Source organism: Aeromonas sp. ASNIH8 (assembly GCF_002919855.1).
GTDB classification, from domain to species: domain Bacteria; phylum Pseudomonadota; class Gammaproteobacteria; order Enterobacterales; family Aeromonadaceae; genus Aeromonas; species Aeromonas caviae.
In genome coordinates, this window is the sequence record NZ_PQLN01000004.1 from 68,137 (window position 1) to 89,224 (window position 21,088).

Below are 21,088 nucleotides of genomic sequence, written 5' to 3' on the forward strand. Positions count from 1 at the left end.
GTTATTCACTGTGCCAGACCAACCCTGTTCACATACTGTCGCGAGAAGGCCGTCAACAAGGTTACAAGCCGCTCAGGAACCGAGACATACCTGAACACTCCTTGGTTCCACATAAGCGAGCAGCACTTGAACCTTGATCACGGCCTCGCAGCCAGTTCGTGGAAAGGTTTATCAGCCCTTGTAGATCTTCGGGTTGAACACATCCCGCAGCCAGTCACCCAGCAGGTTGATCACCAGCACCAGCACCACCAGGCAGAGGCCCGGGAAGGCGGTGATCCACCAGGATCCGGAGAAGATGTAGTTGAAGCCCACGCTGATGAGCGACCCCAGGGACGGTTGATCCACCGGCATCCCCAGACCCAGGAAGGAGAGGGCCGCCTCGCTCATGATGGCGTTCGCCACCTGCACGGTGGAGATGACCAGGATGGGTGACAGGCAGTTCGGCAGAATGTGGCGGAACATGATGCGCGGGGCGCGGAACCCCATCACCTGAGCCGCTTCCACATACTCCTTCTTCTTCTCCGCCAGCACGGAGGCGCGCACCGTCCGAGCATACTGGGGCCACTCGGCGATACCGATGATCACTACCAGCATCAGGATGGCGAACTTCGAGTAGAACTCGGAGCCAAAGGTCGCCTGGAAGATGGCGGAGATGATAATGGCCACCATCATGGTGGAGAACGACAGCTGCACATCGGCAAAGCGCATCAGCAGGTTGTCGATGCGACCACCAAAGTAACCGGCCATCAGACCGATGACGATACCGAGCACCAGCTGCAGCCCCACCGCGAACAGACCAATGGTCAGCGAGATGCGGGCGCCATAGAGGATGGTGCTCCAGATGTCGCGTCCCTGGTTGTCGGTCCCGAGCCAGAAGCGGGCCTCGCCCCCTTCCAGCCAGGAGGGAGGCAGCTCCGCATCCATCAGATCGAAGCTGGTCTGGTCATAGACGTTGTGCGGTGCGATCCAGGGTGCCAGCAGAGCCGCCAGCACGAAGACCACAAACACCGCAAAGCTGAACATGGCTACCTTGTCCCGCAGGAAGTAGTAGACGATGTCGGAATTTTTAAAACGTGCCCAACGGCTTGGGCTTGCAGTTACAGCATTAGTCATCTGTTACCCCTTGGCGGTCAGGTTGACGGTCGGGTTGATCAACCCGTAGAGCAGGTCGACCAGGGTATTGGTCACCACGAAAATGAGGCCGACGAAGATGACGTAGGCTGTGATCAGCGGCGTATCGACCCGGTGGATCGCCTCAAGGAAGAGGAAGCCGGTCCCCGGCCACTGGAACACGCTCTCGGTCAAGATGGTGTAGGCCACCATGGTTCCGATCTGCACACCGCCCACCGTGATGACCGGCAGCATGGTGTTCTTCAGGGCGTGCTGGTAGTAGACCTTGTTGTTGTCCAGCCCCTTGGCACGGGCAAACTTGACGTACTCGGAGGAGAGCTGCTCCAGCATCTCCGAGCGCACCAGCCGGATGAACAGCGGCAGCATGATGGAGGAGAGGGAGACCGCAGGCAGCACCAGGTGCAGGATACCGTCCCAGGTAAAGAATCCCGACTCCCAGCCCAGCAGGTTGTAAGTCTCGCCACGGCCATAGGCCGGCAGCCAGCCCAGCTGGATGGAGAAGAGGTACATCAGCATGATGGCGGTCAGGAAGACCGGGATCGAGATGCCGATGCTGCTCACCGCCATGATGAGCTTAGTCAGGAAACTGCGCGGTCTTATCGCCGAATAAACCCCCAGCGGAATGGAGACCACGACGATGATGAGCGCGGCGGCAAACACCAGCTCAAGGGTAGCCACCAGCTTGTCGAGGATAACCTCGAGGGCTGGTCGCTTGAAGAAATAGGAAGTGCCCAGATCCCCGTGTACCGCGTTCTTCAAGAAGCGGCTGTATTTCACGAGGAAGGGATCATTGAGTCCCATCTTGTCGCGCAGCTCCTGGCGCACGGACTCGGAGACGGATTGTCCCACCAGCTCGCGCAGCGGATCCCCCAGGTTGTCCTGGATGGAGAAGGCGACCAGGCTGATGACGAACATCACTATCACGGCCTGATAGAACCGTTTCAGCAGGAATGTAAACATGCTTGTCCTTCTACGTGGCCTGTGTCTTGGCACAGGCTTCTGTTAATGGCGGGGCAACCATGGGTGCCCCGCCGGGTCCTTCCTTAAACGCTTCGCTTACTTGTTGACCACCAGGTCACCCAGATAAGGGAAGTTCATCACGTTGACCACCGGCTTGATGTCGACGTTCTTCTTGGCACCGTAGGCCAGGTCTTCCCAGTGCAGCGGCACATAGGCAGCGTCGTCGATCAGCATGGCTTCCACCTTCTGCAGGATGGCGGCACGCTTGGCAGGATCGGTCTCGGTGTTGGCTTCCATCACCATCTTGTCAGCTTCTGCGTTGGCATAACCGCCGCAGTTGTACTGACCCATGCCGGTCTTGGCATCCTTGGTGAAGGTCAGGAACTCGAAGAAGTTCGCACTGTCTTCGGTGTCGGAGTGCCAGCCGATCAGCTGCATGTCAGCTGCGCACTTGTCAAACTCCGGCCAGTACTGGGCCACCGGCATGGTCTTCAGATCCACCTTGATGTTGATCTTGGACAGCATGGCGGAGACGGCCTGGGCAATCTTGACGTCGTTGACGTAGCGAGCAGCCGGGGAGATGAAGCTCATCTTGAAGCCCTTCTCGTAACCGGCTTCCTTCATCAGCTCCTTGGCCTTGGCCAGATCATACTGGGGCTTGAGCGCCTCGTTGTAGCCTGCGTAGCCTTTCGGGCTCAGCTGGCCGGCCGGGGTACCGAAGCCCTTGTTGATCTTGTCGACGATGCCCACCTGATTGATGGCGTAGTTGATCGCCTGACGCACGCGCTTGTCTTTCAGCGCCGGGTTGGTGTTCTGGTTCAGCTCGATGATGATGGCACGGGTACCGGACAGGGTGACCAGCTGGGAATCCTTGCCGTTCTTCACGCGCTCCAGATCGTTCGGGGCAACCGGGTAGATCATGTCCACGTCGCCGCCCAGCAGGGCTGCAACACGGGTGGCGTCTTCCTTGATCGGTACTACGGTCAGGTTCTCGACGTTGCCCTTGGAGGCCTTGTCCCAGTAGTTGGCGTTGCGCACGTATTCCAGCTTCACGCCCTGCTCGCGGAACTTGACGCTGAACGGACCGGTACCGGAGACATTGGTGGAGGCGAAGGAGTCACCGTTCTTCACGATCTCGGCCTTGTCCTTGCCCGCCTCGGTCTTGCCGCTATAGAACTTGGAGTCCATCGGGAAGATATAGGTGACGGTCTGCAGCACCAGCGGGAACGGCTTGGCGGTGACGAGATCCACGGTGAAATCATCCACCTTCTTGGCTTCGGCAATGGGGTCGAAGATCGCCTTGAAGTCCGGGGAGGCCTTCAGACGGTTGACGGTCCATACCACGTCATCGGCGGTGAAGTCGTTGCCGGAGTGGAACTTCACACCCTTGCGCAGGTGGAAACGGACGGTCTTGTCGTCGATGCGCTCATACTTCTCGGCCAGACGCGGCTCGAACTGCAGATCCTGGGTGTAACGCATCAGGGGGTCGAACACCAGGTGAGACATCTCCAGGGTCTGACCGGAGAGCTGCTCCTGCGGGTCCAGCGAGGTGGCGTCGGACGCGACGGCGACCTTGATGTCGGCAGCAGAAACGTTGAACGCGAGACCAGCGGCGAACAGCGCCATGGCGATCTTGGATAATCCTTTCTTCATGTCTTTCTCCATGCTTTTGGCTTTTTATTGACAGACAAACCGGCGAACCGGTGCTTTCCTAGCTTGCGATTTCCAGCCCCTCGCGGGACATTCCCTTGAATTCCGGCATGAGGGAGATCAGCTTGCGGCTGTACTCATGCTCGGCATTGGTGAACAGTTTCTCGGTCTCGGCCACTTCCACCAGATGACCGTGCTGCATCACACCGATGCGGTCGCACATCTGGCGGATGACCGGCAGATCGTGACTGATGAACAGCATGGTGAGCCCAAGCTCCTGTTGCAAGTCTTTGAGCAGGTTGAGGATCTGGGCCTGCACCGAGACATCCAGCGCCGAGGTGGGCTCGTCGCAGATGAGGAAACGCGGGCGGGTCGCCAGGGCGCGGGCAATGGAGATGCGCTGGCGCTGGCCACCTGAGAACTCGTGGGGATACTTGACCCCGGCGCCGCGGCCCAGGCCCACGTGATCCAGCAGGTCCCCGACGATCTGCTCTATCTGCCGCTCGCTCTCGGCGAGGCGGTGGAAGCGGATCGGCTCGGCGATGATGTCACGCACTTTCATGCGCGGGTTCATCGAAGAGTACGGGTTCTGGAACACCATCTGCATCTGGCGGCGCAGGGGGCGACGCTCGTGCTCCCCTTTCAGGGCGGTGAGATCGATCCCCTCGAAGACAATCTTGCCGGTATCGGGCGGATAGAGCCCGGTGATGGCACGGGCGATGGTGGATTTGCCGGAGCCCGACTCCCCCACCAGACCGAAGGTCTCACCCTCGAAGATCTCGAAGCTGATGTTGTTGCAGGCCCGCACGTACTGGCGGCGGCTCGGGAAGATGGAATCCTTGGTGACGAACTTCAGATCCACGTTCTCCACCCGCAACAACGCGCCTTCATAGGTGCGCTCGTCCTGACTCTGGCCGAGCCAGTGGGTCTTGAGATCGATGCTGGTATCCGCCGCACCGGCATCCTCGATATAGGAGACCAGAGGGAAGCGCACCAGCTTCACATCCGAGCGGGGCACCGCCGAGATGAGGCTGCGGGTATAGGGGTGATTGGGGCGGCCCAGCACCTGTTCCGTGGTGCCGAACTCCACCAGATCGCCGCGGTACATCACCGCCACCTTGTCGGTGACGTTGGAGACCACCCCCATGTCATGGGTCACCAGCATGCAGCCTACCTGGCGCTCTTTGCACAGGTTGCGGATGAGCTGGAGGATCTGATCCTGGATGGAGACGTCCAGCGCCGTGGTCGGCTCATCGGCGATGATGAGCTCGGGATCCCCGGAGAGGGCGATGGCGATCACCACCCGCTGGCGCATGCCACCGGAGAACTGGTGAGGATACTGCTTGATGCGCACATCCGGGTTCGGGATCCCCACCGCCCCCATCAGCTCGAGGGCCTTGGCAAAGGCCGCCTCGCAGGACAGGTCGGTGTTGGCGAGGATGGTCTCCACCAGCTGCTGCTCCACGGTGAACAGCGGGTTGAGGGAGGTCATGGGATCCTGGAAGATGAAACCGATGCGCGAGCCACGAATGGCCCGCATCTCGTTCTGGCTCTTGCCGGAGATGAGCTCGCCGTTGAGGTAGATGTCACCACGGGCGATGCGACCGGGCGGGCTCAACAGATCGATGACGGCGTTGCCGATGGTGGATTTGCCAGCGCCGGACTCACCGACGACGCCGACGATCTCGCCCTTTTCAACAGAAAAAGAGAGATCCTTGACCGCGGCAAGCACCCCGTAGCGGGAGGGGTACTCGATCCGCAAGTTTTTGACTTCAAGCAAGGACATGGTTACCTCTGCGGGGGACATCCGTCCCAAATAATTCGTCCGTAAATCAGCCGCAGATGCTGGTTGTGCCTTGGTACTGCTCGAGAGCCGTTGTTGTGTAATTAACGCTCAATCCATGAGGCAGCCAAACCAGCGATCCGGGCGGGTTTTTTGCATTTTTTTGGAATAACCCGCGAGTAAGTTAGTCGGTTTGCCCGCGGGTGTAAATGATCCAGTTATACAATTTCGCAATACTTTGCCCAGAGGATGCCGACACCCTGGGGTTAAAATGTCGATAAAAGTCACATTACCAGAGATTACGCTGGCAATGCGAGACCATCAACCAATTATGTTTCAACAAAATAGCAACAAACCATCTTATTCACTATCAGCATTATGCTGACCAGCTTCGAATGAGTAGTGAATATTTATGTGAAATGATTTTTTGACGGCAGCATATCTGGAGTAAGGAAAAATAGGCAGAGCTAAATAGGGACAATGCAGAAGGATCAACCTAGGCCACAGGCCCGCCGGCACGGCAAGCCGGGAGGGATTGCATACAAAAAAACGCAGGCCCCTCAGGGCCTGCGTGTGCGGTATATCCGACCTCTTTGCAAGAGGAGATGAGTGAAAAAACAACGAGACGGGCGTTCGGGAGCCACCTCCCCTCACCAGTGGGCAAGCAGTTGCATGCAGGCCAGGGCAAACAGGCCGGCGATGAGATCGTCCAGCATGATGCCAAGCCCGCCGTGAATGCGGCGATCGAACCAGGAGATGGGCCAGGGCTTGAGCACGTCGAATAGGCGAAACAGCACGAAACCCGCCAGCACCCACTCCCAGCCGGCCGGGGCCGCAATCATGGTGACCCCGAATCCGATGACCTCGTCCCAGACGATAGCCCCGTGATCCGGCATCCCGATGGCGTCGGTGGCGCTCTGGCAGATGCGGATGCCCGCCACGAAACCCACCACCAGCAGGACGATGAACCAGGAGGTCGGCAGCCCGCTCACCAACAGATAGAGCGGGATGGCTGCCAGGGTCCCCATGGTGCCCGGCGCCTTGGGGGAGAGGCCGGAGCCAAACCCAACCGCAAGGAAGTGGAGCGGGTTTTTAAGGTTCAGCCGCGTCAGTTCGGGCTTTATCTTGAAAGACATCATGCGAAGTGATCCCAGCCCTTGAGGTGCAGTTCGACGGGTTGTTCGTCCTGCAGGTAGTCGATGCCAGGCTCCCCGGCCAGGATGCGACCGATGCGGGTGAACTTCACGCCACAATTGGCCAGCGCCGTGTCCAGGGCGCCGTGATGCTCCTGGGGCACGGTGAAGCAGAGCTCGTAGTCGTCGCCCCCGGCAAGAGCCAGCTGCCAGGCATCCATGGCCGGTACCGCATCCTGCAACACGGGGGAGAGGGGCAGCAGGTTGAGATCGATCTGGGCCCGCACGCCGGACGCCTTGAGGATGTGGCCGAGATCAGACGCCAGGCCGTCGGAGAGATCCAGGGCGCTGCTGGCCAGCCCGCGCAGGGCCTGACCGGCCAGGATGCGGGGATGGGGATGGTCGAGGCGCGGCAGCACGGCCGCCAGCTGGTTCTCGTTGAGGGTGCGCTTGCCCAGCAGGTGGGAGAGCGCCAGGGCGGCATCTCCCAGGGTACCGGTCACGTAGACCCCGTCACCGGCCTTGGCGCCGCTGCGCAGCAGGGCGCGACCTGCCGGGACCGATCCTTTCACCGAGACGGTGATGGAGAGGGGCCCGCGGGTCATGTCCCCCCCCACCAGCGCCACGTTGTAGTACTCGGCGAGCTCGAGGAACCCTTCGGCGAAACCGGCGACCCAGCGCTCGTTGATGGCGGGCAGGGTCAGGGCCAGGGAGACCCAGCGCGGCTCGGCACCCATGGCGGCCAGATCGGAGAGATTGACCGCCAGCGCCTTGTAGCCGAGATCCACCGGATCCATGTCGGGGAAGAAGTGCACGCCGCTCACCAGGGTGTCCGTGCTCACCGCCAACTGGGCGTCGGGGGGCAGGGTCAGTAGGGCACAGTCATCTCCAGGGCCCATCACCACGTCCTTGCGGGCGTGGGGGACCTTGAAGTACTTCTCAATCAGCTCAAATTCACCCATACAGTAAAAAGCCAGCAATAAGCTGGCTCCTCTCTTAATTGCTGACGGACAGCAGGATCAGCGCTTGGGCAGCGTCTTGATCACCTTGTCCAGGACGCCGTTGACAAACTTGTGGCTGTCATCGGCGGCGAAGGCTTTGGCCAGCTCGATCGCTTCGTTGATCACCACGCGCGGCGGCACATCTTCACGACGGGTCAGCTCGTAGGTCGCCAGACGCAGGATCGCCTTGTCCACCATGTCCACTTCTTCCAGCGGACGGGAGAGGAAAGGCGCGAACACCTTGTCCAGCTCGTTGCAGTGGACCGCTACCCCGAACAGCAGATCGCGGAAATAGTTCAGGTCCACACCCTTAGTGTCCTGATCGATCTTGAACTGCTCTTCGATGTCTCCCACGTTGGCCTGGGTCATCTGCCACTGGTAGATGGCCTGGGTGGCGCAATGGCGGGCCTTACGGCGCTCGGACGGTTTCAATGCATTTCTCCTCGTTACACGTCCAGTTGTTTCAGGACGTTGATCATTTCGAGCGCGCTCAGTGCAGCCTCTGCACCCTTGTTACCCGCCTTGGTACCGGCGCGTTCGATGGCTTGTTCAATGTTTTCGGTGGTCAGCACGCCGAAGGCAACGGGAATGTCGTATTCCATCATTACCTGGGCCAGACCCTTGCCGTTCTCGCTCGCTACCAGTTCGAAGTGGTAGGTACCGCCGCGGATGACGGTGCCGAGTGCGACGATGGCGTCGTATTGACCGCTCTTGGCCAGCTTCTTGGCCGCCAGGGGAATTTCGACGGCCCCCGGTACGCGCACCAGGGTCAGATTGCTCTCCTGGACCTGACCTTGACGCTTCAGCACGTCCAGCGCGCCGTTCACCAGGCTGTCATTGATGAAGCTGTTGAAACGGGCAACGACAATAGCAACACGCGCCTCGGGAGCGGCGATATTTCCTTCGATAATCTTCATTGGAAATCCTGTCTCTGTGCAATCAATTAGGGGCCGGGCTCAAAAGTGCACGCATTCTAGCACAACAGAGCCGCGACAAAAAACCATGGCCGCAACGGGCGGCCATGGTGATGAATTCAACCGTACGCAGCGCTTACTCGCCGACGTACTCCACCACTTCCAGACCAAAGCCACCGAGGGCATGGTACTTCTTGGGAGAGCTCAACAAGCGCATCTTGCCGACCCCCAGCGCCTTGAGGATCTGGGAGCCGACACCGACCCGGCGCGAGGTGCCCTGCCACTTGGCCCCTTCCGGTGCCAGCCCCTTGTCGGCGGCTTCAAAACCCTTGACCCTGGCCAGCAGCTCGGCGCCATGGGCTTCCGCCCCCAGGATCACCAGCACCCCGCCCTCGTCGGCGATGCGGGCCATGGATTTGGGCAGCGGCCAGCTGCGGGCGCTGTGGCGGTCGGTGAGCAGCAGATCGCTCAGCACGTCGTGCAGGTGCACCCGTACCAGGGTCGGCTGGTCGGCCTTCACGTCCCCTTTCTTCAGGGCGAAGTGCACCTGGTTGTCGATGGTGTCGCGGAAGGTGACGAGGTCGAACTCGCCGTATTCGGTGGGCAACTTGCACTCGGCCACCTTCTCTACCGTGGTCTCGTGCTGGTTGCGGTATTCGATAAGGTCGGCAATGGTGCCAAGCTTGATGCCGTGCTGCTCGGCGAAGATCTCGAGATCCGGGCGCCGGGCCATGGTGCCGTCTTCGTTGAGGATCTCGACGATGACGGAGGCTGGCTCGAAGCCGGCCAGCCGGGCCAGATCGCAGCCCGCTTCGGTGTGGCCGGCGCGGGTCAGCACACCGCCATCCTGCGCCATCAGCGGGAAGATGTGGCCGGGCTGCACCAGATCGGCGGCCTTGGCATGGGGCGCCACCGCGGCCTGCACGGTGACGGCGCGGTCGGCGGCGGAGATGCCGGTGGTCACCCCTTCCGCCGCCTCGATGGAGACGGTGAAGGCGGTGGAGAACTGGGCATTGTTGCGATCGACCATCAGCGGCAGCGCCAGCTGCTTGCAGCGATCCCGGGTCAGGGTCAGGCAGATGAGGCCACGACCGTAGCGCGCCATGAAGTTGATGTCTTCCGGGCGGACACAGGAGGCGGCCATGATCAGGTCCCCTTCGTTCTCCCTGTCTTCGTCATCCATCAGGATCACCATCTTGCCAGCCTTGATATCGGCAATGATTTCCTGGGTCGTGCTCAGCGCCATGGGCTACTCCATCAACATGCTTGGGGATTGAGCCAGTCGGCTCGACTTGATACTGCGTATTGTGCTCTAGATGGGGGCACGCGGCCCCGTTTCAATCCGCGCGGGATCACAGAACCGCGTTTTCCCGTCAAAACGGCTCACAAGAATCCAGACTGGGCCAGCTTTTCCAGGGTCAGGGTAGAGGCACTGCTCTGCTCGCGCTTGCCCGTCATCAGCCGCTCCAGATAGCGGGCTATCTGGTCGACCTCGAGGTTGACCCGGTAGCCGGGTTTCCAGCGGGCGATGGTGGTCTCCTGGGCGGTGTGGGGCACGATGGTCAGCCGGAACAGATCCCCCTGAACCGCGTTGACGGTGAGGCTGATGCCATCCACCGCAATCGACCCCTTCTCGGCGATGTAGCGGGAGAGCTCCCCCGGCGCCTTGATCCAGTATTCGATGGCGCGGCCGCTGGACGATTTGCTCTTCACCTCGCCGATGCCGTCCACGTGGCCGGAGACCAGGTGGCCGCCGAGGCGTGAGGTGGGCATCAGCGCCTTCTCGAGGTTGACCGGCTCCCCCACCTTGGCGGCAGAAAAACCGGTGCGGGAGAGGGTCTCCAGGGAGACGTCGGCGGTATAGCTGTGATCCCCGAGCGCCACCACGGTGAGGCAGACGCCGTTGGTGGCGATGGAGTCGCCCAGCTTGACGTCACTGAAGTCCAGGGTAGGCGCGTGCACGGTGAGGGCCATGTCCTCCCCCTGGCGACGCAGCTCGGCCAGGGTTCCCACCGCTTCGATAATTCCGGTAAACATGCAGATCACCTTGCTGATGACGGGGGCGATGGATGCCCCCGTGAACATTGAAAAATCAGGCTATTTTCGCAGTGATGCGAATATCCTGGCCAAGCATGCGCACATCCTTGAGGTTGAGTTTGGGGGCCTGGAACAGCCGGGTCAGCCCCGTCAGATGGAACAGACCGCGCCCCTCATCCCCCATCAGTTTGGGCGCCTGATAGAGCACCAGCTCGTCCACCAGCCCCTTCTCCAGCAGGGCGCCGCACAGCCGAGGCCCCGCCTCCACCAGTACCGAGTTGACATTCTGTTTGGCCAGCAGCATGAAGAGGCTGACCAGATCCAGCTTGCCATCCAGCAGCGGCACCTCCAGCTGCTGCACCCAGGCGGGCCACTCACCGGATGCCTTGTGGCGGGCCAGCAGTACCGGGCTCTCGCTCTGGAACAGGGGCAGATCCGGGGTGAGCCGGTTTTGCGAATCCACGATGACCCGCAGCGGCTGGCGCAGGGTCTCTTTGGGATAGATCGCCTTGACCGAGGGGGGCAGCTCGTCCCAGCGCACGGTGAGGGAGGCACCATCCGCCAGCACGGTGTCGGCGCTGGAGAGGACTGCATCGTGACGTGCCCGCAGCCGCTGCACGTCCCGGCGCGCCTCCGGAGAGGTGATCCACTGGCTCTCGCCACTCGCCATGGCGGTGCGACCATCCAGGCTCGCCCCCAGCTTGACCGTCACCAGCGGAAACGCGGTGCGCATCCGTTTGAAGAAACCGGGGTTCAGGGCCTCGGCTTCCGCGGCCAGCAGGCCGAAATCGGTCTTGATCCCCGCCTCGGAGAGCATCCGCAGGCCGCGCCCGCCCACCTGGGGATTGGGATCCACCATGGCAGCCACCACCCGGGTCACCCCGGCCTTGATGAGCGCCTCGGCGCAGGGCGGCGTGCGACCATGATGGGAGCAGGGCTCCAGGGTCACATAGGCGGTGGCACCGCGGGCCTCTTCCCCTGCCGCGTGCAGGGCATAGACCTCGGCATGGGGCTCACCGGCCCGCTTGTGCCAGCCCTCCCCCACCACCACGCCGGCCTTCACCAGCACGGCGCCGACGCAGGGGTTGGGAGCCGTGGTGTAACGGCCGCGCCGGGCCAGTTCGAGGGCCCGGCTCATCCATTGGTAATCGTCTTGACTAAACATCCGGGCTCCTGTGTCCAGCAACCTGTCCCCCGTGGCACGGCCATCCGATGGGACAAGAAAATAGGGTGTACGCGCTTGCCGCACGCCTTCTCGGGCAGATCGGCCATGGCATCTGACGCCATGGCGACGGGCACACACATCGCAGAATGCGGCCGCACGCCCTCATACTTTTTCACCAGTGCAACGATGCACTATCTGGATGTCTCACTGGTGTAACAACTGGCGCTGCCGCAACGGTAGCCCCTCTCTTATTCACATAGGGAGCCGCAGGCCGGCGTTACTTCTCCAGCTTGGCGATCTCTTCCCCGAATTCGCGAATGTCTTCAAAGCTGCGGTAGACGGAGGCAAAGCGGATGTAGGCCACCTTGTCCAGGCTCTTGAGCTCATCCATCACCAGATTGCCCACCAATTGGGAGGCCACCTCCCGCTCGCCGGTGGCCCGCAGGCGGGACTTGATGTGGTTGACTGCCTTCTCGATGGCCTCCATGCTCACCGGCCGCTTCTCCAGCGCCCGCAGAATGCCGGCCCGCAGTTTGTCTTCGTTGAAGGGCTCGCGGGAGCCGTTGGACTTGATGACGCGGGGCATGACCAGTTCGGCCATTTCGAAGGTGGTAAAACGCTCGTGACAGAGCAGGCATTCGCGACGGCGGCGCACCTGATGGCCCTCGGCCACCAGACGGGAATCGATCACCTTGGTATCAACGGCACTACAGAAAGGGCAATGCATCTGACCTCCGGCGTGGATGAAAATGGGCGCGGGCCCCGAGGGCTGGCGCTAGGCCGGCCAGTGTAACACGGCCATCCAGAACCGGTAAAAGCCCATGAAAACAAGGGACAACCAGCCAGGCCTTCGGACAGGACTCAGTCGTCATAGGGCAACGCCTCGGGGTCGCAATCCTGGTAATCGGGGGCAGGATCCGCCGCGAACCGGCGAGCAGCCACATGGCTGTGACCCAGCATCAGCGCCTTGCCCACCCGGTGCATGCCATCCATCACCCGACCGGCGCTGTCCAGCAGGATGGGATAGGCGAGATCCGCCGCCATCATGAGCTGGCAATGCGCTACCACGCTGCGCACCGTGGGCGTGGCGTCGCCATGGCCGTACCAGTGGTCGCGGTCAAGCTCGGCAATCTCGCCGAGTGCCACCGCCTGCACCGACAGGTTGCGGCTCAGCCGGATCAAGCGGCGCACATCCCAGGCCAGCAGCCCCTGTTCGCTGGCACGAAAGTGGTACTGGGCGCGAACCGTCTGCCGCAGTGACGCCTCCAGCGCGTCCTCTTCCATGTCATCGCACATGGTCACCTCTGTCTCATCTTGCCAGACGCTGCAAAAAACAATGCCACCCGAGGGTGGCATTGGTCTTCAACCTGAAGGTCAGGCTGATTATGCGTAGACCGGGAAGCGGCGGCAGATGCCCAGCACCTTCTCGCGCACGGTCGCCAGCACTTCTTCGTTGTCGTGGCTGTCCAGCACGTCGCAGATCCAGTTGGCCAACTGGATGGACTCGGCTTCCTTGAAGCCGCGGCGGGTGATGGCCGGGGTGCCGATACGCACGCCGGAGGTCACGAACGGGGAACGCGGGTCGTTCGGTACGGAGTTCTTGTTAACGGTGATGTTGGCTTTGCCGAGGGCTGCGTCGGCATCTTTGCCGGTCAGCTCGCGACCGATCAGGTCAACCAGCATCAGATGGTTGTCGGTACCGCCGGAGACGATCTTGTAGCCGCGCTCGATAAAGGTCGCCGCCATGGCCTTGGCGTTCTTCACGACCTGGGCCTGGTAGGTCTTGAACTCGGGCTCCAGCGCTTCCTTGAAGGCCACGGCCTTGCCGGCGATGACGTGCATCAGCGGGCCGCCCTGACCACCCGGGAAGACGGCGGAGTTCAGCTTCTTGTACAGATCTTCGTCGTCGGCGGCGGAGAGGATCAGACCACCGCGCGGACCGGCCAGGGTCTTGTGGGTGGTGGAGGTGACCACGTGAGCGTGGGGCACCGGGTTCGGGTAGACGCCGGCGGCAATCAGACCGGCCACGTGGGCCATGTCCACGAACAGGTAAGCACCGATCTTGTCGGCGATTTCGCGCATGCGGGCCCAGTCGACGATGCCGGAGTAGGCGGAGAAGCCGCCGATCATCATCTTCGGCTTGTGCTCAACGGCCAGGCGCTCCATCTCGTCGTAGTCGATCTTGCCGGACTCGTCGATGCCGTAGGGGATGATGTTGTACAGCTTGCCGGAGAAGTTGACGGGGGAGCCGTGGGTCAGGTGACCGCCGTGGGCCAGGTTCATGCCGAGCACGGTGTCGCCCGGTTGCAGCAGGGCCATGTAGACGGCGCTGTTGGCCTGAGAACCGGAGTGCGGCTGCACGTTGGCGTAGGTGGCACCGAACAGCTCTTTGGCGCGCTCGATGGCCAGGGTTTCAACCACATCCACATACTCGCAACCGCCGTAGTAACGCTTGGCCGGGTAGCCTTCGGCGTACTTGTTGGTCAACTGGGAGCCCTGGGCTTCCATGACGCGGGGGCTGGTGTAGTTCTCGGACGCAATCAGCTCGATGTGCTCTTCCTGACGACGGGTCTCGTCTGTGATGGCCTGCCACAGCTCTGGATCATAGCCAGCGATGGTCATGTCACGTTTCAACATCCGTTTATCTCCTGAAAATCGTTTGCGCGATAGGTGAAGTGGGCCCGCGCATTGTAACGTGAGCTGGATCAAAGAGACAGTCCAACCACCCAAAAAATTGTTTATAAAATGTAAAATACGTCGCAAATTTCGAATCCCGCCCCCTGGCTTCGCTCATCCCCCCGACCTCCCCACACCCGCAATCCGGCTCCAGCCATCGTCTCCGCTTTCCGGGCAAGGCGATAGAAACCAGAGCCAGATCATGGATATAGCATTTACTAACAGATAACATCTTTAGGCCATGGGACATCTGCACGAGCGGGTGTCGCTCCCTGCCATCCCGGAACACAAGGGGAAACGCCATGATGGATCATCTGATGCTGTTCGTGATTGTCGCGGTCTTCGCTCTCTTCTACTGGGTCTACTACACCGCCAGCCGCAAGGGTGCCTGCACCGCCAACTGGGAGACACTTCCCACCCGGGAGCAGTACCTGGCGGCCCATCCCGGCGCCGCCGACGGGGATCTCATTTTCTGCATCCATTGCGGTCACCATCAGCAGCGGGAGGTCGGCCTGGTGCACCAGGTGGATTATCGCCGCCAGCACATCTGCCCCCGTTGCAAGCAGGCGCTCTATCGCGTCGAGGAGTAGGTCGGTCTCCTCGTCGCCCACGGTGATCCCGCAATAGCGCCCCCCTCTCCTGGCGCTATCCGGCCAAAAGACCCCATGAGTTTCCTTTATTTTTAAAGTCGTTAGAATCGGGGGCCATCAAGGCTCCCGATTGTCATCCACGGAGGAAAAATGCAGGAATTCATGGCGACCAGCGAACGCCGGGCCGAGCTTTACTGGTGGTTTTCCACCCTGTTTGCTGCCGAACTCAGTGATGCACAGATCGCTGAATACGACACCTATGACGTGCGTAGCTTCTTGAAGAGCCTCTCTACTCTCGACCCCATGCGCGAAGCCGTGGCCGAGCTCAACGACGCCATCGCCCGCCTGCTGGTGCGCCCCGAGCGCCAGACGGCGCTGGCCGCCGACTTCGCCGGCCTGTTCCTGAGCGCTCCCGGGCAGGGTGCCCTGCCCTACGAATCCCTCTACCGGGGCGAAGGCAAGCAGCTGATGCAGGCCCCCATGACCGAGATGCAGGCACGCCTCGCTCGCCTCGGCATCAATGTCAGCGACAAGTACAATGAGCCTGCCGATCATCTGGCCATCGAGCTGGATCTGATGGGCAGCCTCATCATCCGCGCCGCCGAGTCGACCACCGCCGACCAGCGCGAGGCGTGGCTTGGCGAGCAGGAGTCCCTGCTGCACGGTCACCTGCTGGGCTGGTTCGAGCGCTTCGAGCAGGCCTGCCGGGCCGCCGACACGTTTGGCTTCTACGGTGCCAGTGCACGCCTGCTGGGGGTGTTCCTCAAGATGGACGCCAACTACCTCTCCCTGGTCAAACCGGCACCGTCCGCCGACTGAGCCCGGCATGAAGACAGCCCTGCTTCTTATCGCATGCTGGCTGCTGGCCCTGATCCCGCTGGATCAGGGTCTCACTCCCCTCGTGACGCTGCTGTTCAACCCGGACCGCGCGCTCTACGGCACCGCCCAGCTCACCGGCTTTGCCGGCATCCTGCTGACCCTCTACCTCGCCAATCTCGGGGTGGAAGTGGTGCTGCGTCGCCGTTTCCAGATAGCGGGCATGCTGGCCCTGCTCGCCGCCTGGGCAGATTTCATCAACAGCAGCGGCACCGAGAGCCACTGGCTGGTGCTCTACGCCATGGCGTTGCCGTTTCATCTGGTGGGCTGGCTGGTATTCGTTCGCGGGATCCAGGCATTTGGCCGCCAGAAAGGCTGACATCTCGTTGATTTCACACCCTTCTCACACTTTATTTCTCTCCTGACACTTCCTGCCATACTGACACAGTCGTCCAAATGACAAAGCAATCAATTCAGGAGCCTCCATGGAAAAAGTGCTGCCCGAATCGGTTCCGACACGGCATTTGTCAGGCCCGCTTTCTCCCTACGAGTTGCAACAGCTGTTCGCCCAGGCGCCCGTCGGGATTGGGGTCTTCGATCACGAATTCAGGTGCCGCGACGTCAACGGACGCTTTGCCGAACTGACCGGCCTCGCGCGGGCAGAGCACCCGGGCAAGACGCTGTTCGACATTGTCCCTGCCCAGACTCCCCAGCTGCTCCCGCTGTTTCAACAACTGCGACAAGGGGCCCCCCGATGCGCATTTGAGGTGGAGACGGTCGGTTTCTCCCGCGCGGCCTCCCCCGCACGCTGGCAAGTGAGCGTCAGCTCCGTGCTGGATGAGGAGGGCATCTTCAGCGGCATCTTCCTCGTGATGAGGGAGTCCGTACAGACAAGCACCCACCTCGACGCACCCGCGTCCCCCGGCCTGCAGGAGATGACCCACCTTCATGCACTGCGTCTCTATCAGGCCGAAGCCCGCCTGCAGCACCTCTCCTATTACGATCCCCTCACCGATCTCGGCAATCGCCATCTGCTGCAAGAGCGCCTCACTCTGGAGATAGAGACGGCCAGGGTGAACCGCCACGTCCTGGCGCTGCTGTTCATCGATCTCGACGGCTTCAAGCTCATCAACGACAACCTGGGGCACAGTGCCGGCGATCTGCTGCTCAAGCTGTCGGCAGACCGCATTCGCCACTGCCTGCGCCCCGGAGACATCGCCATCCGGCTGGGGGCAGACGAATTTCTGGTGTTGCTGCCCGCCATCAGAGACACCCGGGATCTGCTGGGTCTCATCGAGGGGTTGCAACGCAGGCTGCACGATCCCGCCGACATCGCCCAGGAGCGGGTGAGGCTCTCCGCCAGCATCGGCGTCTCCCTCTATCCGGAGCATGGCCAGACCCCGGACAGCCTTATCAGCGCGGCGGACAACGCCATGCATGAAGCCAAGCGCCGTGGCCGCAACGGCTATCTGTTCCACTCCCCCGACATGACGGCACAGACCAGGGAGCGGATGCTGCTGGAGCAGGGACTGCTCAAGGCCATTGAGCAGCAAGAGTTTCGCCTGCTCTACCAACCCATGACGGATCTGGCGGATGGTCATCTCAGCGGCCTGGAGGCCCTGATCCGCTGGCAGCATCCCAGCCTTGGCATGATATCCCCGGACCGTTTCATTCCGGTGGCAGAGGAGTGCGGTCTCATCGAACCGCTGGGAGAATGGGTGATGCGCACCGCCTGCCGGCAAGGGCAGCAGTGGCTGGCCGAAGGGCTCGCCGTGCCCAGGCTCTCGGTCAATGTGTCGGTCAGGGAGATGCGCTCCCACGACTACGTGGAGCGGGTGACAGCCATTCTGGCCGAGACCGGTTTTCCTGCCGAGCGGCTGGAGATCGAGGTGACCGAGAGCATCATCCAGAGCGTGGATCACAGTCTGCGGCTCTTCACCCGCCTCAAGGCGCTGGGGGTACAGATCGCCATCGACGACTTCGGCACCGGTTTCTCTTCCCTGAGCCTGCTCAGGAGCCTGCCCATCGATCGCATCAAGATAGACAGGGCCTTCGTCCAGGCGTTGCCCGACGACAAGCACAGCCGCGAGCTGTGCCGTACCATAGTCCAGCTAGCCACCTCCCTCGGCATGGCCGTTACGGCGGAAGGGATAGAAACCCAGCCCCAGCGCCAGTTCCTGCAATCCCTGCGTTGCGAGGAGGGACAGGGCTACCTGTTCAGCCATCCCCTGCCAGAACCCCAGCTGCCTTCCCTGCTCCCCGTCCGCCATTGAGCCTTGGCCGCGCCACCACGAAAGCAAAGAAGGGAGCCCATGGCTCCCTTCTTTGCTCTCAACGTGTCCTCTCACCTGCTATCTTCGTCGCTATCCAAAAGTCTAATTGCCCTCGGGAACCAAAGGTATAAGTTGTTACTCAATCATTAAGAAAATGTATTCACAGGAGTGAGAGATGAGCGAGAGCAAGGTCTACCCGGTCAAGGCCCACATCGGCAACGGCGCCCTGCTGGACAAGGAAGGTTATGAAGCCATGTATCAGGCGTCGGTGCAGGATCCGGACGCCTTCTGGGGGGAGCAGGGCAAGATCCTCGACTGGATGACCCCCTACACCCGCGTCAAGAACACCTCCTACGATCCGGGCCACGTCTCCATCAAGTGGTATGAGGATGGCCTGCTCAACGTCTCGGCCAACTGCCTGGATCGCCATCTGAGCGAGCGCGGCGACAAGGTCGCCATCATCTGGGAAGGGGACAACCCGGCCGAAGATCGCAAGATCACCTATCGCGAACTGCACGCCGAAGTGTGCAAGTTTGCCAACGTGCTCAAAGCCCAGGGGGTCAAGCGTGGCCACATGGTCTGCCTTTATATGCCCATGGTGCCGGAGGCGGCCATCGCCATGCTGGCCTGTACCCGCATCGGGGCCGTGCACAGCATCGTCTTCGGCGGCTTCTCGCCGGAGGCGCTCTCGGGCCGCATCATCGACTCCGGCGCCTCCGTCGTCATCACCGCCGACGAGGGGTTGCGAGGCGGTCGCCCCATCCCCCTCAAGAAGAACGTGGATGAGGCCCTTACCCACCCGGATACCAAGGTCAGCAAGGTGATCGTCCTCAAGCGCACCGGTGGCAACGTGGCCTGGCACGATCACAGAGACATCTGGTGGCATGATGCGGTCAACGCCGCCAGCCCGGATTGTCCGCCCGAAGCCATGGGCGCCGAAGATCCCCTGTTCGTGCTCTACACCTCCGGCTCCACCGGCAAACCCAAGGGTGTGCTGCACACCACGGGCGGCTATCTGGTCTATGCCGCCCTCACCTTCAAATACGTGTTCGATTACCACGAAGAGGACATCTACTGGTGTACCGCCGACGTGGGCTGGGTAACCGGTCACTCCTATCTGGTCTACGGGCCACTGGCCAACGGTGCCACCACCGTCATGTTCGAAGGGGTGCCCAATTACCCGGCCACCAACCGCATGAGTCAGGTGGTGGACAAACACCAGGTCACCATCCTCTATACCGCCCCCACCGCCATTCGCGCACTGATGGCCAAGGGCAAGGAGGCTGTCGAAGGCACTTCCCGCACCAGCTTGCGCATCATGGGGTCGGTGGGTGAACCCATCAACCCGGAAGCCTGGGAGTGGTACTACCGCACCATCGGCGACGAGCGCTGCCCCATCGTCGACACCTGGTGGCAGACCGAGACCGGCGGCATCCTCATCACTCCGCTGCCCGGCGTCACCGCGCTCAAGCCCGGCTCGGCCACTCGTCCCTTCTTCGGAGTACAGCCTGCTCTGGTGGACAACCTGGGTGAGCCGCTGGAAGGCGCCACCGAGGGCAACCTGGTGATCACCGACTCCTGGCCCGGCCAGATGCGTACCGTGTTCGGCGATCACGAGCGCTTCGAGCAGACCTACTTCTCCACCTTCCCGGGTCGCTACTTCACCGGCGACGGTGCCCGTCGCGACGAGGACGGCTACTACTGGATCACCGGCCGGGTGGATGATGTACTCAACGTCTCCGGCCACCGCATGGGTACCGCCGAAATCGAGTCCGCTCTGGTGGCCCATCCGAAAATCGCCGAAGCGGCGGTGGTGGGCGTTCCCCACGAGATCAAGGGACAGGGCATCTACGCCTATGTCACCCTGATCGCCGGGGAGGAGCCGAGCCGCGAGCTGCACAAGGAAGTGAAGGAGTGGGTGCGCAAGGAGATTGGCGCCATCGCGACCCCGGACGTGATCCACTGGGCCGAGGGGCTGCCCAAGACCCGTTCCGGCAAGATCATGCGGCGTATCTTGCGCAAGATCGCCACCGGCGAAACCGACAGCCTGGGGGATATCTCCACCCTGGCGGATCCGGGGGTCGTGGACAAGCTGATCCGCGAGAAGTCGGAAGCGGCGTGAGTCTCTTCCCCACGTCAACAGAGCCGGCCACGTGCCGGCTTTGTTGTCTTCGGGATCCGGACAGAGCAGAGTTCGGTGGCAGGCAGGGCTTGCGGGCAAACCAGGCCAATAAATAGGTTCATCGCGGCTTTCCGGGGAAGGCCGCCTTGATTTTCAGAAAAAAGTATTCTGAGTCCCTAAATCCATATGCCATGCGCTTTATCACTTTGATCTTGTTGTTCACCCCTTCCAGCACACTCGTGTGCATCGGGTAGTTTGCACTCGCCAGGATCCCCCGCATATATTTCGATAAATTTCGACCAAATCGTTGCAGCGGCGCTAGCCCGCTTTCCTTCACCTGCCGCATCCAGCTCCGCCATCGTCGCCATCCTTCCCACACGCTCGGCGCATACCAGATGCCCTTCAACGCCTCTTTCAGCACGTACACCATCGCCAGCGGTTGATTCGCCGCCAACAGCTCCTGCAACTTCACATCCTGTTTTTCACTCAGCTTCGCCCGATTACGTAGCAGCAACCAACGCGCACTTTTGACCACTTTTCGCGCCGGTTTATCGCTTTTCAGTGCATTCGCCTGCTCCACTCGCACCCGGTCCACCACCTCTCGGCCATAGCGAGCCACCACGTGGAACAGGTCGTAGACCACCTCCGCCTGCGGGCAGTGTTGCTTCACCTCCAGGTCGAACGCCGTGTTCATGTCCATCGCCACCGCCTCAATCTGCTGGCATCGCTCGCCGAGCTGCTCGAAGAAGGGACGGATAGCGGCCCGGCTGTTGCCGTGCCCCACCCACAGGACGCGGGTTCGCTCGGCATCCATGATCACGGTGGCATAGCGGTGTC

19 protein-coding genes and 1 pseudogene are annotated in these 21,088 nt (G+C 61.6%); 5 read left to right on the plus strand and 15 right to left on the minus strand.

The features are described from left to right. Positions 1–171 precede the first annotated feature (171 nt). The 14 genes from C3418_RS02340 to glyA all read right to left on the minus strand — a co-directional run bounded on the left by C3418_RS02340 (position 172) and on the right by glyA (position 14,411). Positions 172–1,113 carry an ABC transporter permease gene (locus tag C3418_RS02340; protein WP_029314771.1) on the minus strand — a complete coding sequence of 314 codons (942 nt, stop codon included), beginning with the start codon at positions 1,111–1,113 and terminating at the stop codon, positions 172–174. Positions 1,114–1,116: 3 nt separating this feature from the next. Then, positions 1,117–2,091 (minus strand): ABC transporter permease, encoded by a 975-nt coding sequence (locus C3418_RS02345; protein WP_010675385.1) that lies wholly within the window; start codon positions 2,089–2,091, stop codon positions 1,117–1,119. Between the two features lie 96 nt (positions 2,092–2,187). After that, positions 2,188–3,744: an ABC transporter substrate-binding protein gene (locus tag C3418_RS02350; protein ID WP_010675386.1), complete on the minus strand. Its 1,557-nt coding sequence runs from the start codon at positions 3,742–3,744 to the stop codon at positions 2,188–2,190. Positions 3,745–3,802: 58 nt separating this feature from the next. Then, on the minus strand, positions 3,803–5,527 hold the full coding sequence (locus C3418_RS02355; RefSeq protein WP_103857877.1) for an ABC transporter ATP-binding protein: 1,725 nt from the start codon (positions 5,525–5,527) through the stop codon (positions 3,803–3,805). A gap of 647 nt (positions 5,528–6,174) precedes the next feature. Continuing rightward, a complete protein-coding gene (locus C3418_RS02360) occupies positions 6,175–6,663 on the minus strand; it encodes a phosphatidylglycerophosphatase A (RefSeq protein WP_043153244.1) in 489 nt (162 codons plus the stop codon). After that, positions 6,660–7,619: a thiamine-phosphate kinase gene (gene thiL / locus C3418_RS02365; RefSeq protein WP_043153245.1), complete on the minus strand. Its 960-nt coding sequence runs from the start codon at positions 7,617–7,619 to the stop codon at positions 6,660–6,662. The genes C3418_RS02360 and thiL overlap by 4 nt, the downstream gene beginning before the upstream one ends. A 57-nt stretch (positions 7,620–7,676) precedes the next feature. Continuing rightward, complete coding sequence (gene nusB, locus C3418_RS02370; protein WP_010675390.1) at positions 7,677–8,090, minus strand: transcription antitermination factor NusB; 414 nt, start codon at positions 8,088–8,090, stop codon at positions 7,677–7,679. A gap of 14 nt (positions 8,091–8,104) precedes the next feature. Further along, a complete protein-coding gene (gene ribE / locus C3418_RS02375) occupies positions 8,105–8,575 on the minus strand; it encodes a 6,7-dimethyl-8-ribityllumazine synthase (RefSeq protein ID WP_010675391.1) in 471 nt (156 codons plus the stop codon). A gap of 133 nt (positions 8,576–8,708) precedes the next feature. Beyond that, positions 8,709–9,818, minus strand: a complete 1,110-nt coding sequence (ribBA, locus tag C3418_RS02380; protein ID WP_039040299.1) for a bifunctional 3,4-dihydroxy-2-butanone-4-phosphate synthase/GTP cyclohydrolase II — start codon at positions 9,816–9,818, stop codon at positions 8,709–8,711. A 137-nt stretch (positions 9,819–9,955) separates the two neighbouring features. Continuing rightward, entirely contained in the window at positions 9,956–10,609 is a 654-nt protein-coding gene (locus C3418_RS02385; RefSeq protein ID WP_103857883.1) for a riboflavin synthase, read from the minus strand. 55 nt (positions 10,610–10,664) lie between these two features. Continuing rightward, positions 10,665–11,774, minus strand: coding sequence for a bifunctional diaminohydroxyphosphoribosylaminopyrimidine deaminase/5-amino-6-(5-phosphoribosylamino)uracil reductase RibD (gene ribD / locus C3418_RS02390; RefSeq protein ID WP_103857878.1), 1,110 nt, complete (start codon positions 11,772–11,774; stop codon positions 10,665–10,667). Between the two features lie 277 nt (positions 11,775–12,051). Then, positions 12,052–12,501 (minus strand): transcriptional regulator NrdR, encoded by a 450-nt coding sequence (nrdR, locus tag C3418_RS02395; RefSeq protein ID WP_010675395.1) that lies wholly within the window; start codon positions 12,499–12,501, stop codon positions 12,052–12,054. A 134-nt stretch (positions 12,502–12,635) separates the two neighbouring features. Then, positions 12,636–13,070: a hypothetical protein gene (locus C3418_RS02400; RefSeq protein ID WP_161957687.1), complete on the minus strand. Its 435-nt coding sequence runs from the start codon at positions 13,068–13,070 to the stop codon at positions 12,636–12,638. Between the two features lie 87 nt (positions 13,071–13,157). Continuing rightward, positions 13,158–14,411 (minus strand): serine hydroxymethyltransferase, encoded by a 1,254-nt coding sequence (glyA, locus tag C3418_RS02405; protein ID WP_103857880.1) that lies wholly within the window; start codon positions 14,409–14,411, stop codon positions 13,158–13,160. Positions 14,412–14,752: 341 nt separating this feature from the next. On the opposite strand from glyA, the gene C3418_RS02415 reads away from it, so the two are divergent. From C3418_RS02415 to acs, 5 genes are all read left to right on the plus strand, one after another. Further along, positions 14,753–15,040 carry a hypothetical protein gene (locus C3418_RS02415; RefSeq protein ID WP_041215679.1) on the plus strand — a complete coding sequence of 96 codons (288 nt, stop codon included), beginning with the start codon at positions 14,753–14,755 and terminating at the stop codon, positions 15,038–15,040. Positions 15,041–15,190: 150 nt separating this feature from the next. Further along, on the plus strand, positions 15,191–15,859 hold the full coding sequence (gene torD / locus C3418_RS02420; protein ID WP_103857882.1) for a molecular chaperone TorD: 669 nt from the start codon (positions 15,191–15,193) through the stop codon (positions 15,857–15,859). A gap of 7 nt (positions 15,860–15,866) precedes the next feature. Continuing rightward, positions 15,867–16,235: a hypothetical protein gene (locus tag C3418_RS02425; RefSeq protein ID WP_042014461.1), complete on the plus strand. Its 369-nt coding sequence runs from the start codon at positions 15,867–15,869 to the stop codon at positions 16,233–16,235. Between the two features lie 106 nt (positions 16,236–16,341). Then, the gene (locus C3418_RS02430; RefSeq protein WP_161957686.1) at positions 16,342–18,129 is read left to right on the plus strand and encodes an EAL domain-containing protein; all 1,788 of its coding nucleotides are present in this window, start codon (positions 16,342–16,344) and stop codon (positions 18,127–18,129) included. A gap of 175 nt (positions 18,130–18,304) precedes the next feature. Beyond that, the gene (acs, locus tag C3418_RS02435) at positions 18,305–20,251 is read left to right on the plus strand and encodes an acetate--CoA ligase (RefSeq protein WP_048207056.1); all 1,947 of its coding nucleotides are present in this window, start codon (positions 18,305–18,307) and stop codon (positions 20,249–20,251) included. Positions 20,252–20,369: 118 nt separating this feature from the next. Here acs and C3418_RS02440 read toward each other — a convergent pair. Further along, positions 20,370–21,088: pseudogene (locus C3418_RS02440) on the minus strand (ISL3-like element ISAeme19 family transposase); the annotation flags it as partial.

What these genes read in the sequence shown, in the direction of transcription:
- acs (WP_048207056.1), top strand. Translation starts at nt 18,305, where the DNA reads ATGAGCGAGAGCAAGGTCTACCCGGTCAAGGCCCACATCGGCAACGGC.
- ribBA (WP_039040299.1), bottom strand. Translation starts at nt 9,818, where the DNA reads ATGGCGCTGAGCACGACCCAGGAAATCATTGCCGATATCAAGGCTGGC.
- C3418_RS02385 (WP_103857883.1), bottom strand. Translation starts at nt 10,609, where the DNA reads ATGTTTACCGGAATTATCGAAGCGGTGGGAACCCTGGCCGAGCTGCGT.
- C3418_RS02400 (WP_161957687.1), bottom strand. Translation starts at nt 13,070, where the DNA reads ATGTGCGATGACATGGAAGAGGACGCGCTGGAGGCGTCACTGCGGCAG.
- C3418_RS02360 (WP_043153244.1), bottom strand. Translation starts at nt 6,663, where the DNA reads ATGATGTCTTTCAAGATAAAGCCCGAACTGACGCGGCTGAACCTTAAA.
- thiL (WP_043153245.1), bottom strand. Translation starts at nt 7,619, where the DNA reads ATGGGTGAATTTGAGCTGATTGAGAAGTACTTCAAGGTCCCCCACGCC.
- C3418_RS02425 (WP_042014461.1), top strand. Translation starts at nt 15,867, where the DNA reads ATGAAGACAGCCCTGCTTCTTATCGCATGCTGGCTGCTGGCCCTGATC.
- glyA (WP_103857880.1), bottom strand. Translation starts at nt 14,411, where the DNA reads ATGTTGAAACGTGACATGACCATCGCTGGCTATGATCCAGAGCTGTGG.
- ribE (WP_010675391.1), bottom strand. Translation starts at nt 8,575, where the DNA reads ATGAAGATTATCGAAGGAAATATCGCCGCTCCCGAGGCGCGTGTTGCT.
- nrdR (WP_010675395.1), bottom strand. Translation starts at nt 12,501, where the DNA reads ATGCATTGCCCTTTCTGTAGTGCCGTTGATACCAAGGTGATCGATTCC.
- C3418_RS02345 (WP_010675385.1), bottom strand. Translation starts at nt 2,091, where the DNA reads ATGTTTACATTCCTGCTGAAACGGTTCTATCAGGCCGTGATAGTGATG.
- C3418_RS02350 (WP_010675386.1), bottom strand. Translation starts at nt 3,744, where the DNA reads ATGAAGAAAGGATTATCCAAGATCGCCATGGCGCTGTTCGCCGCTGGT.
- torD (WP_103857882.1), top strand. Translation starts at nt 15,191, where the DNA reads ATGCAGGAATTCATGGCGACCAGCGAACGCCGGGCCGAGCTTTACTGG.
- C3418_RS02415 (WP_041215679.1), top strand. Translation starts at nt 14,753, where the DNA reads ATGATGGATCATCTGATGCTGTTCGTGATTGTCGCGGTCTTCGCTCTC.
- ribD (WP_103857878.1), bottom strand. Translation starts at nt 11,774, where the DNA reads ATGTTTAGTCAAGACGATTACCAATGGATGAGCCGGGCCCTCGAACTG.
- C3418_RS02430 (WP_161957686.1), top strand. Translation starts at nt 16,342, where the DNA reads ATGGAAAAAGTGCTGCCCGAATCGGTTCCGACACGGCATTTGTCAGGC.
- C3418_RS02340 (WP_029314771.1), bottom strand. Translation starts at nt 1,113, where the DNA reads ATGACTAATGCTGTAACTGCAAGCCCAAGCCGTTGGGCACGTTTTAAA.
- C3418_RS02355 (WP_103857877.1), bottom strand. Translation starts at nt 5,527, where the DNA reads ATGTCCTTGCTTGAAGTCAAAAACTTGCGGATCGAGTACCCCTCCCGC.